This window comes from Planktothricoides sp. SR001, from assembly GCF_001276715.1.
Lineage (GTDB): Bacteria > Cyanobacteriota > Cyanobacteriia > Cyanobacteriales > Laspinemataceae > Planktothricoides > Planktothricoides raciborskii.
Map to the genome: position 1 here is coordinate 1 of NZ_LIUQ01000070.1, position 12,425 is coordinate 12,425.

The window sequence follows — 12,425 nt, forward strand, 5'->3', positions numbered from 1 at the left end:
CATCGCCTCAACGATATTAGAACTATTTGATGGTAGCGTTTCCTTATTTTTAGCCGACCAAGAGGAGATATTTATCGGCGACTTATCCCCAATTCTCGAATCTCACTTAGACCGTTTATCGGAGTTAGAAAAAAAAGTCATATCCAGGTTTTCAGAATATGAAGCGGTAGATATTTCTCAACCACCTGGATTACGGGAATTTGCCAAATCAGAATTAACCGAAGCTATGCAATCTTTAGGCAGACGGGGCTTAGTCGAAAAAGTGACCACGGGAGGGCGAGCGCAGTTTCAACTGAATCCTGTCTTTAAACAGTACATCTATGTGAACTACAATGATTAAATCCTCAAATCCTGTCGGGTTAGCCTTGGGACGAAACACAACTTGCGCTATGATAAATGTTGGGTTTCATGCTTCAACCCAACCTACGAATCTCTACTAAGATTACGCAACAAACTCGTTTCATGCTGTTTTCTCATTTTATTTATGCCGCCTTAATTAAGCGCTCTAAATTCTTCATCGCTGGTAAAGGTTTGCCCTCTTCGCGATAACTAGAAATCAATAAATCTATGACCTCTTGAGCATTTTTAATCGCCGCTTCATAAGACTCTCCATGAGTGACAGGTTGCATCACATCTTCAAATTCAGGGAGAAACACAACAAAACATTCATCTTCTTGTGACCACTGAATAATCACCGTATAGTTCATTCTCCTGCCTCCTCATCTTCCAGTTTTTTCAGTTCTGCTAAAGCTTCATTCACTTGTTTTTCCAAATAAATTTTAGCATCACTGCCATCTTGACCAGCTATAACGATCGCCTGTGACAATTTAGGATGCTTCCATTTGCTGTGGCTACCTTTGGCAGGTTGGCAAATAAATCCTGCTTTTAGCAACAGGCTTTTCAATTCTCGAATTTTTTTTGGCATAAGCGCACAAAGCTTGTTTTCACCATTATATTTTAATTTCCTGTTCTAGCTGGGGTAATGACCAAAGCCATACCCCCAAACAAAAAAACGCCCCCCTTTTCAGGAGAGCGTTTTTTTATTTATTTAGCTAAATTAGCTAAGAATTAGCCATTGATTTGAGGAGCACTCAAAGCCACAGGAGCAGCTTCACCAGCAGCTAAGTCTAAGGGGAAGTTGTGAGCATTACGCTCGTGCATCACTTCCATACCCAGGTTAGCGCGGTTGATCACATCAGCCCAGGTATTGATGACGCGACCTTGAGAGTCAACGATAGATTGGTTGAAGTTGAAACCGTTCAGGTTGAAGGCCATAGTGGACACACCCAGAGCGGTGAACCAGATACCGATAACAGGCCATGCACCCAAGAAGAAGTGCAGAGAGCGGCTGTTGTTGAAGGAAGCGTATTGGAAGATCAAACGACCAAAGTAACCGTGAGCGGCAACGATGTTGTAGGTTTCTTCTTCTTGACCGAACTTGTAACCATAGTTCTGAGATTCAACTTCGGTGGTTTCACGAACCAAAGAAGAAGTCACCAAAGAACCGTGCATGGCGGAGAACAGAGCGCCACCGAACACACCGGCCACACCTAACATATGGAAGGGGTGCATCAGGATGTTGTGTTCAGCTTGGAATACCAACATAAAGTTGAAGGTTCCAGAGATACCCAGAGGCATACCATCGGAGAAAGAACCTTGACCGATGGGGTAGATCAGGAAAACTGCGGAAGCAGCAGCCACAGGAGCGCTGTAAGCGACGCAGATCCAAGGACGCATACCCAAGCGGTAGGATAATTCCCACTCACGACCCATGTAGCAGAAGATGCCGATCAGGAAGTGGAAAATCACTAACTGGTATGGGCCACCATTGTACAGCCACTCATCGAGAGAAGCAGCTTCCCAAATGGGGTAGAAGTGCAGACCGATCGCATTGCTGGAAGGAACAACGGCACCAGAGATGATGTTGTTGCCTAACAGTAAGGAACCAGCCACGGGTTCGCGGATCCCGTCAATGTCCACTGGAGGAGCAGCGACGAAAGCAATGATGTAGCAGATGGTTGCGGTCAAAAGGGTGGGGATCATCAGGACGCCGAACCAGCCTACATACAGGCGGTTGTCGGTGCTTGTGACCCAGGAGCAGAAGCGCTGCCACAGAGAAGCGCTTTCGCGTTGTTGGAGAGTAGTAGTCATTTGCTTTATGAGTGCTATGTAGTTTTCAATGTTCGGATGATGTTTATAGATTAACCGGATTGTTAAGCTTTGTAAAGGGGTTTAACAAATATTTATTTTAATCAGTGTCATAAGCGTGGATTATCAGTGTTAAGGGCGGCAAGAGGCAATTAGGGAGGCAATTGATTTCCTGTTGGTCTGGATTTGAAATAGCCCTCACTTCTGATATGGTAATCACCGACTTAAACCCGGACGGCAGTTTATGACCATCAGATTAGCAACAGAATCCGATTTACCCACAATTGTGAACATTTATAATGCCAGTATTCCCGAAAGAATGGCCACAGCGGATCTCACTCCCGTATCCGTTGCATCCCGTCGAGATTGGTTTTTGGCGCATAATCCTCAGAAATATCCGATTTTCGTAAAAGTGAAGCACGATCTAGTCATTGGTTGGCTGAGTTTTCAAGCATTTTATGGTAGACCGGCTTTTCACCCAACCGCAGAAGTCAGTATTTATGTGGTTGCTGAAGCGCAACATCAAGGCATTGGTCAGGAATTACTCGCTTATGGGATTAGCCAATCTCCTCAACTGGGGTTGAAAACTTTATTAGGGTTTATTTTTGGTCATAATCAAGCTTCTTTGAGGTTGTTTGAGAAATTCGGCTTTGAACGTTGGGGTCATTTACCCCAGGTGGCAGAGTTGGATGGGGTGGAAAGAGATGTAGTAATTCTGGGAAAGCGTTTAGAGGCAGCGGATAGAAGATGGGCAGCGCATAGAAGATAAGGATAAGTGAGAAAATGGCGGGGAAATTGAGCGCGATTCGGGGCGGAATTGGGATCATATATGCTGGATGCTGATGTGAGTTTGGGCGGTTAATCTGTCTGCGATCGCGTTGAAGACTTGTTGAGGCAGGAATGCACTAATTAGCCGGTGTGGTGGGTTTCTGGAAAATTTGCCTGAGACTTGATCTCACTGGGAAATGTGAGATTAAGCAGTCCGTAGTTTAGAAAATTAGCGGCGATGACAAAAGTGAGGTAATGTAATGGGAGAGAAATTAGAACTCACATATTCTCGGTACAGGTGATATATTGGCGGTCTGCCTATCCCTGCCGAAACATTATTCGTACCAAATACATTAAGTAAGTAGAGAACTGCTGTGATTCCTCAAGATTTTCTCAAAGCTGTGGCGGCTGAACACAGTGTGTCGGAGTCAGAGTTAGAGGTGCTGTCTCATGCTTTGGCTGGTGAAACGATTACGGCGATCGCCACTAACTTAGAGATCCGCGCCGAAGCAGTACGCAAACGCTTGGGCGAGGTATATAAGAAATTTCATATTGGTGGGGCAGGTCCGGGAAAAATGGCTAAGTTGCAACAGATTTTAGTCACCCAGTATCAAGACCATCAAGCCCTTATGGTAATGCAAACTTCTGGGGATGAGCTTTCTTTGTTGATGGAAGATACGACGAAACCTCGGCAAGATTGGGGGGAAGCCCCAGATGTGTCAATTTTTTATGGTCGGACTGAGGAATTGGGGACTTTAGAAGATTGGATTTTGTCTCAAGAATGCCGTGTGGTGGCCTTGGTTGGCATGGCAGGAATTGGCAAAACCGCTTTATCGGTGAAGTTAGCCCACCAACTTAAGGATCATTTTGATTATTTGATTTGGCGATCGCTCCGTCATGCCCCTTCGTTGCAAGATTTATTAGATAATCTGCTGAAATTTCTCTATCGCCGACCTTTTAACTATCCCCTCACTGAAATTAACGATAAAATTAGCTTTCTTGTGGCCTATCTCCGCAAATATCGCTGTCTGTTAGTGCTTGATAGTGCGGAAACGATTCTGCAAAGTGGCTCTTTGGCGGCACAATATGCCCCTGGATATCAGGAGTATGGTGAGTTTTTTCGCCGTCTGGGGGAAGAACCCCATAAAAGCTGTCTGCTGATTACCAGTCAGGAAAAACCCAAGGAAATTGCTCTATTGGAAGGCAAAACCATGCCGGGGCGATCGCTGGCTTTGTCAGACTTACAAACCCCCCAAGCCCGGAAAATTTTCCAAGAAAAAAGTCTGGCCGAACCAGGAAAATGGGATTCTCTGATTTCCCTGTATCGAGGCAACCCTCTGGCGCTGAAAATTGTGGCCACCACCATTCAAGATTTATTTGGCGGTCAGGTTGCGGAATTTCTCAAACACAATACCCTGGTCTTTGGGCAGATTAGCGGTTTAGTAGCGACACAGTGCGATCGCCTCTCTCTTTTAGAAAAGGAAATTCTGCAATGGTTAGCCATTGAACGTCAGCCCGTTTCTTTGGCCAAACTGCGGGAAAATATGATCCTGCCAGTGTCCCAACGGGAATTACTCGAAGCAGTCGCTTCCCTGGGACAGCGATCGCTCATTGAAAAACATCCCGATCGCGAGGAAGCGGTGTTTTCCCTTCAACCTTTATTAATGGAATATGTCACCAGCCAAATTATTGACCAAGTATCCGCCGAAATTCGGGAAGTGTTCCGCACCAAAAAAACCGAGAAATTAGTTCTGTTGCGGAGTCATGTCCTCGTTCAGCCTCAAGCCCCAGCCGCCGTGAAAGCCGATCAAATCACTGATATTCTCACGCCGATTCAAGATCGACTGCGGCGAACCTTTAGAAGTGAAAGCAGAATTACCGAATATTTGACCCAAATTCAAACTCTCCTGCAAGGGGAACCAGAACTAGAGGTAGGATATGCAGCCCAAAACGTGCAACTGTTGTTAGGGCTTAATTGATGGTTGATGGTTGATGGTTGTTGGTTGTTGGCTGGGGAACGGGGAACGGGAAACGGGGAGCAGAGGAGCAGAGGTTCCGCCAATCGAGCAGGAGTGCGCCACGCCTGCCCTGGGGGTGCGGGGGAGAGCATGGGCGCAAGCCGCCGCGCCCCTACATCTCATCTCCTTTGCCCCTCATCTCCTCATATCCTCATCGCCCCCGCACCATCCGCACCATCCGCTCCCCCACTTCCGCACACTCCACACCCCGTTCCCTTAACCAACCAATAACCAATAAATAATAGTCGATAACTGATAGTTGATAGCTGATAATTGAGAAAATTATAGATTCTTTAAGAAATATTAAAATTTTAAATATAAATTTCCCCCAAAAAAGCGATCGCTTTCCCGGAGAAGTGGTAATATATATTTCAGAGATTGGGGCGTTCGTACCAATCAAAAATTGTTTCAGATCCAAAAAGGAATACAGGCTAATAGGCGCGAGCCGTAACCTTATAGAGATGACAGTGATGAAACGCTCAATCAAAATCTCAACCCATCCTTAAAGCTTAATTAGCTTTAATCAACCCGGTCAAAATTAGCGGACGTGAGGTTGATTAATCCGGATGTGGCTAGGCACCTAGTGAAAACTAGATGTCAGATGGTTAGTACACCATCAACAAATTTCCTAAATCTACCGAACGGTAGGATAAAAAAATAAGCTTCCCGTCTGTAAACCATCTACGAATATGCAAAAACGAAGGTGGGGAAGCGATTGTTGACATGAAGATTCACAAAATTAAATTGAGGTATTATGATCCAGAAGGTTGCTCACCCGATGGTGAAGTTTCAACGTCAGGTGCGATCGTTAGTAGAATCCAACGTTATCAAACCATCCGATAGCCTGTGGAAAATTGCCTTTCTGTATCGTGACGATTGGTCTCACTGGAAAAAAGAACTCGAAGAATTTGACTTCACAATGAGAGATCCGATTAGCGAATTACTGGCTGTCGAAACCTGGGAAGAAGATGAATAAAGGCTTTCAACGAATCAAAACTGAAATTATTTAATCAAAAATTGTCCAATGATTTCGATTAATTCAATTGCCAAAACTTGCGGATATGATTCACGCGCCGCTACGGGATATTAATCGGATGCAATTTCACTAAAAAATAGACCCTGAAACGTTATGCAATGTTAACGTTTCAGGTCTGAAAAAATGTCCGACAAATGTCAAATAAAACTGATTTGCGCCGAGGTTTTTTTGGCATTAGATGGGTGATTATTGAGTTACTCAGGAATAATAACCAATAACCAATAACGAATAACCAATAACCAACAACCAATAACTAATAAAAACCAGCTAAGAAATTGTTGACAAAAAATCAGCTAATGCTTGGGAAAGTTCTACTGCTGTTTGATAGCGATCGCTCGGTTTTGGTTCCGTAGCGCGATCAATTACTGCTCTTAATTCCGTAGGAATTCTGGGATCGCCGTCCAAATTAAACCGATAACCTTGTCCTTTTAATTGCACAAATTTTTGGGGACTTTCCCCAGTAAGCAAAAAAATTAACGTCGCCCCAACTCCATAGAGGTCTGACTGAGTAAGCGGTTCGCCTCGATTTTGTTCGGGGGCGGTATAATCTGGTGCGCCAATACAAGTGCCTAACGGCGTACCAATTTCTTTAACGGCGCCGAAATCAAGCACCACGATCCGACGATCCAAAGTCCGCACCATCAAATTTGCCGGTTTAATATCCCGGTGAACTACTGGTGGATCTTGATTATGCAAATAATCAAGCACTTCACAGGTTTGAATCATCCAGGAAATTGCCTGATGCATCACCACTGGACCTTTGGCAAAGACAATTTTTTCTAAGTCCTGGCCGTGGATCATTTCCATGACCAGGCATTTTTTGCCATCTTCTACAAAAAAGTCAAAAAACTGAGGAATTCCTGAATGATTTAAAGAGGATAAAACCCGGGCTTCTCGCTCAAATAATTCTTGCGCCTTGAGAATTTTGGTCATATCCGCATTCATTTCTTTCAGGACAAGCAACTGGCGACTGGGGACTAACCCCTCGACTTTTTTCACGGTTAAATAGGTGGTTCCCATGCCCCCAATGCCCAAAGTTCGCAAGATTTGATAATTGCGAATGGTTCTTTCCACATGGAGGGGTTCTCCGCAGTGAATACAAAATAAGTTGTTTGGGGGGTTATCCTGGTGGGTGCAAACTTTTAGGGGTGCAGGGAGGGGAATTTCTGGGTTAACGGTTGCGCCCGCTGCCGCTGTCACAGCAGCATTAGACCCTGGAGATTTATCTAGGGTAAATCGCAGCAGTGGGCCGTTTTTGGCCAGTTGAATCAGTGCCCCATGATTGAGGGTGGCGATAGTGACTAGGGTGCCATTGATAAAAGTGCCATTGGTGCCGTGACTGATTAGCTGCCAAGTTTCATCAATTCCAGAACCAATCCCAGAAGCAATCCCAGAACTCTCGATTTTCTTGAGTTCTAAATGCTGTCGAGAAACAACCGGGTTGTCAATGACTACATCATTATCTGGAGAACGGCCTATTCGCACGCTTTCAGTTCCCTCAAAGTGCCACTCAGCAACCAAGGTCTTGTTTTGCAGGTCTAACAATGCCAGGTTAACCACGTCGGAATGTCCTCAAAGAATTTGAATTGCGCGATTATTGGTTTACAGCGGTTTTCTTTCTTACTTAACCACGGTAGGGCGTGATCTTGAGCGTATTCAGATTAATATTTTCAGCAGTAGGGGCGTGATCTTTCCGGCAATCCATTTAATATTCTAAGCAATAATTTATCTACCGGAATGCTTCGCCCTTGTACGGGCGAATGGCCATTCGCCCCTACGGAATGGTTCGCCCCTACAGGTATTTGTGATTTACTCGCGGAGAAAATTGCTGTAACTATTGTTGTACCATTGCCCGAATCGCGATCGCCGTAATATTGTCGTGACCATTGTAGTCATTGGCTAAGGCGATTAAATCTTTGACCCCTTGGTTGAGGTCGATGTCTGAATTGAGTAAGGGCTCTAGATGAGTGGAAATATGATTTTCTAGTAAGTCATTATCGGTGAGACCATCAGAGGCGAGGATAAATAAAGAGTTTTCTTCTATGGGAAAAAACTGGATATCCGGTTGCACAAAATTTTCTGGACGAGGGCCAAGGGCTTGAGTCAGTTGGTAGGCATCTGGGCGACTATAGGCGATTTCTGGGTCAATTCCCCGTTGAATTTCCCGCTGCCCTACTTCATGATCGACGGTGAGTTGTTGCAGACCTTGAGTTTTGGTGAGTCGGTAAAGGCGACTATCTCCGACATGGGCGACGGCGATTTGATTTTGGTTGACTAAAGCCATGACTAAGGTGGTGCCCATGCGACCACTGCCGCTGCGGACTTCGGCTTGGTTGAGGTCGTAGATGGCTTGATTGGCTTCTATGATGGCAGCGCGAATGGTGGCTTCGTCGGGCAGGGTGAGTGGATCTTGCCAGTGAGTGGCAAAGTATTCTTGTAGGGTTTTGACCGCTTGGGCGCTGGCTACTTCACCGCCCTCATGTCCACCCATGCCATCACAAACAATATAGATGCCCCGGAATTGGAGAGAGCGATCGCGCGAGGTTTGGGATTTGAATATGTCCGTTTTGATGGCAAAGTCATCTTCATTGTGATTCCGTTGCTGACCGACATCAGTGGCGCCGATCGCTTCTAAATTCCTTAAGCCTTCAGTCATTACGTTCGCGTAGCGTTGCGGATGCAACATCGTCGAGAGGTCATCTCCGTGGCTGAGTTCAGCGTTATCATGCCTGGGATGGGCGATCGCGTAGCGTTGCGGATGCAACATCGCGGTAGCGTTGCGTCCGCTAACTGCCTGAATCGTGGCTAATAATTTATCAGCGGTGAAAATATTTTCGTTGACGACATCATTCACAACACATTTCACATCTTGGATGATTTCTGGATGATTTGATGCTGAATCGTTGCTATCGATGGGCAATAGTTGTTGCCAAATTTTGCCTAACTCTGCCAATGTTGGGGCGGTAGTGGCATCTCCATAGAGTCGTTGCAGACGTAACCCCCCACTAATTTGATCCACTAATAAATTCTCGATGTTCAGCAGACTTTGACGACATTTCAACGGGGTCAAGACCTGCCATAATTGGGTCATTTGTTGAAACCATTGGATGAATGGCTGTAAATCTAAAGGTTCTACCTGGGTGAGTTGATGACATTGGTCAATTAAACGAGGGAAGTTTGAGCGGTCTTCAATTAGTAAAATGGAATGGTCTTGATTTTCCCAAGCATCATGGATTAAGGGAATTATGGGCGCCCATTGGTTGCGAAGCCGCAAGTAGGGCTGTGCGATCGCGGGAATCAAGTTGATCGAGGGTTGCATCACTGTAGTAGAACCAGACCTTGAGGCAGTTGATGAGGCGGAAATTGAAGTTAACAAGGGAGAAACTTGTAAGGGTTGACAATCTAATACACAACCTTGCCAGTCACCGGATTTCGTCTTTTCGCTGATTTGAGAAATCAACTGATACCGCTGTTGATCGTCTAAATAGTCCCCAGGGGCCATAGAAAAATCCGGTTTGCTGGTTGCTGGAGTTTCTGGGGCTGGAGTTTCTAGGGCTGGAGTTTCTGTGGCTGGAGTTTCTGTGGCTGGAGTCTGTGGGGTCAAGACATCTTCAACCACAGTTTCCACAACCGTTTCTGCGGCTTCTACCACAACAGCCGCAGCCATTGTATCTTCTGTCTCTTCTATATTAGTCGAGGGTTCTGCCTCAATTGGTTTTGTCCCTTCATCAGGTTGACCGATTTCTGTCACCACCTGAGACGCTTGAGTATTTTCCGCTTCTTCAAAAGAACTCAGTACATCGATTTTGTTGGTTTCAGAGGAGATGTCCGTCTGATTAAGAATCGGTGGGTTAATGGCAAAGATTTCCTCAGTCTCTACTTGCGTAGATTGATCTTCTAGTGAAACTTCCTCCCGGGGAGTGATTGCACCAGTTTTGGGCAGAATAATGCCCCACAAAGTTTTGCCCGTCTTGGCGCCACAATGATCGCAAGTCAAGGCGCTGAGTGAAATCTGAGTGCCACATTCCGAGCACGCTTTTTGGGTAAGGGAAATGCCACACTTTTGGCAAAACTTATGGTTAATGGGATTTGTATATTGACATTTGGGACAGACCAGCATGGGATTCAGTAGTAATTCAGTATGAGGATTAGTTTATGGTTCTTGAGACGGAAAAGGTATCTGGGAGGTTATGCAAATTCTAACCTAAGCACCTGCTTTTAGCGGGATTTTTAGCGGGATTTTTAGCGGGATGATTTTGCTGAATACTCAGGATCGAGGGGCGATCGCGTTGCCTGATGCCCTCTGGATTCAAGGAAATGATCCTGCGATCGCGCCCTCTCTCCACTTAAAGGCGATCGTCCCGTAGCGTTCCGCAGTAAATTGCTCGTAGGTAGCTTACAAACCTGTTATTTACAGCGCTCTTCTGTTAAGTAAACCACACAACCTGTAGGGGTGATTCCCGAATCACCCCTACAGAGGCGATTCCCGAATCGCTTCTACATACATATTTTGTCTGTAGTTGATCAGAAAGAAAACGTTTGTAAGGTTTGTTGGATATGTTTCTGAAAAGCCAAAAGCCCACCATCATTATCCTAACGCTGTCTAAAAGTAGGCAAGCTTTCTAATTCCATCACATTCCCCCCTTGATAAGTGACTGAATAACCAAACATTTGATCTGCTTTTGCCCATCCAGGTGGATGACCAAAATCAATAGTCCAAAGTGACTCAACAATTCGGTAAATGTTGTAATCACCTTGCCCAACTTCTCGTTCAGCTTTGTAGTCTAGAACTCGGACTAAATGGGTGACATATCCCTTTTGTCTGAGTAAAATAAGATCGTCTTTTTCAGGTTTATTGGCATTAGGTTCATTATCTTTCCACTCCAGCTTGAATAAATGATAAGCTTTAAACTCTGAGTAAGCCCAAGCACCATCAGCCCGTCTGATGTTTTTAGTCCACTTTAGATTCGTTAAAGGCATCACTTTTTACCTCTCACTCTAAGGGTTCAACTAGGGACAAACCCAACATTTTCAACCCCAATTTTTCAAACCAAGGCACTGCTAAACCCCAGCGCATTTTTGTTAAGAAAAACTTCTCAAAAGCCACTTTACTCCAACTTACCCAGCGACCTTGCAAAGCGACAGCGTTGCGTCGTTTGCCAGTGACAGGATCCGGTAAAACTGGACTGGCAATAAAAGCGATGCCCATATCCCCAAAATCTGCTAAACAAATCGCTTCTAAAGTTGGTTTAACCGGACTTCCGGAAATTTCACCCAATCTTAAAGCAATATTATGGGCTGCCGCCATACCCATTGCTTCAGTCATTTGGCCGGTTTTCGGCACTCCAACGGGAATTGGGGTTGTTTCTGGGGGCTGAATTTGCACCGCTACTCCAGCCGCATAAATTGAGTCAAACTGGGGATGCTGACCCGTCGGCAACACCGGCAAAAAGCCTTTTTCATCTGCCAAACCGGGAAATTTGCGGGCAAAACTTGGCCCTCTAAATGATGGCAATATCATGGCATAATTAAAAGGAATTTCTTGGCGATCGCCTAAAGTAATCTGGTCAGGAAAAATCTGGTCAATGGCGGCATTTTCGATTAAATTAATTTCTCGACTGGCCAGCAAATTTTGCACCAATTCGGCGGAATTCGCCATGCCGCCAACCCCTAAATGACCGGCATAAGGTTCTGGGGTGATCAAAGTAATCGGGATTTCTTGACGTTTGCCCGCTTTTCTTAATACAAAATCGGCCAATAAAGCAAACTCATAAACTGGCCCTAAACAACCCGCCCCAGGCATGGCACCTACTACTAAATGTCCCTGATTTTCCAGAAATTTTACCCAAGCTTGACGGGCAATTTCCGCATGGTGGGGATTACAAACTGACTGGGTATAACCGTTTTCTAGGCCTAAGCCAGGGATAACATCTAAAGCAAGTTCAGCGCCCGTATCCACGATCGCAAAATCATAGGAAATTATCCGGTCTTTTACCGTAATTTCTCGATTAATTGGATCGAGTTTTGTGACTTGTCCAATGATTAACTCAATCCCTCGATTGGCGATCGCGGTTTTCAGATCGACCTGAACATCTGATAAAGCCGTTAACCCCATTGTCACCCAAGGCAAAGAGGGAATAAAAGTAAATTTAGGAGATGCCGAAATTAACGTAACTTGATGAGAATGAGAAAGTAAATGCCTGAGTTCGTAAGCGGTGGGCAATCCGCCAATTCCTGCACCAATCACGACAATATTCGCCATTTTAAGTAATAACCTCGCTTACGAATCAGCACTAACGCATACATAACACTTGTAGGGGTAGTGCCCCCGTGCCTACCCCGATTTTACACTAATTTTACAGCAAATATAGAATAAATGTTCCCGTTATGTGTTTATTAGACAATTCTGGCTTTAATACAGCAATTTTCTCTTGAGTAAACCACAAATACCTGTA

The 12,425-nt window shown here is 45.1% G+C and carries 10 protein-coding genes and 1 pseudogene; 4 read left to right on the plus strand and 7 right to left on the minus strand.

The genetic code is table 11. The features are described from left to right. Positions 1 to 340, plus strand: a pseudogene (locus AM228_RS34570) (ATPase); the annotation flags it as partial. 142 nt (positions 341 to 482) lie between these two features. Here the strand turns inward: AM228_RS34570 and AM228_RS25765 are convergent. The 3 genes from AM228_RS25765 to psbA form a co-directional block, all read right to left on the minus strand. Then, positions 483 to 707, minus strand: coding sequence for a type II toxin-antitoxin system HicB family antitoxin (locus AM228_RS25765; protein ID WP_054469781.1), 225 nt, complete (start codon positions 705 to 707; stop codon positions 483 to 485). Next, complete coding sequence (locus AM228_RS25770; protein WP_054469782.1) at positions 704 to 925, minus strand: type II toxin-antitoxin system HicA family toxin; 222 nt, start codon at positions 923 to 925, stop codon at positions 704 to 706. Before AM228_RS25770 ends, AM228_RS25765 begins: the two co-directional genes overlap by 4 nt. A 143-nt stretch (positions 926 to 1,068) precedes the next feature. Then, a complete protein-coding gene (gene psbA, locus AM228_RS25775; protein WP_054469783.1) occupies positions 1,069 to 2,151 on the minus strand; it encodes a photosystem II q(b) protein in 1,083 nt (360 codons plus the stop codon). A gap of 241 nt (positions 2,152 to 2,392) precedes the next feature. Here psbA and AM228_RS25780 point away from each other — a divergent pair, with 241 nt between their 5' ends. The 3 genes from AM228_RS25780 (at position 2,393) to AM228_RS25795 (ending at position 5,910) form a co-directional block, all read left to right on the plus strand. Then, the gene (locus tag AM228_RS25780; RefSeq protein ID WP_054469784.1) at positions 2,393 to 2,917 is read left to right on the plus strand and encodes a GNAT family N-acetyltransferase; all 525 of its coding nucleotides are present in this window, start codon (positions 2,393 to 2,395) and stop codon (positions 2,915 to 2,917) included. 373 nt (positions 2,918 to 3,290) lie between these two features. Beyond that, positions 3,291 to 4,895: an NB-ARC domain-containing protein gene (locus AM228_RS25785; protein ID WP_072160928.1), complete on the plus strand. Its 1,605-nt coding sequence runs from the start codon at positions 3,291 to 3,293 to the stop codon at positions 4,893 to 4,895. Positions 4,896 to 5,688: 793 nt separating this feature from the next. After that, entirely contained in the window at positions 5,689 to 5,910 is a 222-nt protein-coding gene (locus AM228_RS25795) for a DUF4327 family protein (protein WP_054469786.1), read from the plus strand. A gap of 327 nt (positions 5,911 to 6,237) precedes the next feature. Here the strand turns inward: AM228_RS25795 and AM228_RS25800 are convergent, their stop codons facing one another. The 4 genes from AM228_RS25800 to AM228_RS25815 all read right to left on the minus strand — a co-directional run bounded on the left by AM228_RS25800 (position 6,238) and on the right by AM228_RS25815 (position 12,232). Next, positions 6,238 to 7,530: an FHA domain-containing serine/threonine-protein kinase gene (locus AM228_RS25800; protein ID WP_054469787.1), complete on the minus strand. Its 1,293-nt coding sequence runs from the start codon at positions 7,528 to 7,530 to the stop codon at positions 6,238 to 6,240. 274 nt (positions 7,531 to 7,804) lie between these two features. Next, positions 7,805 to 10,090 carry a serine/threonine phosphatase gene (locus AM228_RS25805; RefSeq protein WP_054469788.1) on the minus strand — a complete coding sequence of 762 codons (2,286 nt, stop codon included), beginning with the start codon at positions 10,088 to 10,090 and terminating at the stop codon, positions 7,805 to 7,807. Between the two features lie 473 nt (positions 10,091 to 10,563). After that, positions 10,564 to 10,950 (minus strand): hypothetical protein, encoded by a 387-nt coding sequence (locus AM228_RS25810; RefSeq protein WP_054469789.1) that lies wholly within the window; start codon positions 10,948 to 10,950, stop codon positions 10,564 to 10,566. A 13-nt stretch (positions 10,951 to 10,963) separates the two neighbouring features. Further along, a complete protein-coding gene (locus tag AM228_RS25815; protein WP_054469790.1) occupies positions 10,964 to 12,232 on the minus strand; it encodes an NAD(P)/FAD-dependent oxidoreductase in 1,269 nt (422 codons plus the stop codon). Positions 12,233 to 12,425: the final 193 nt, after the last annotated feature.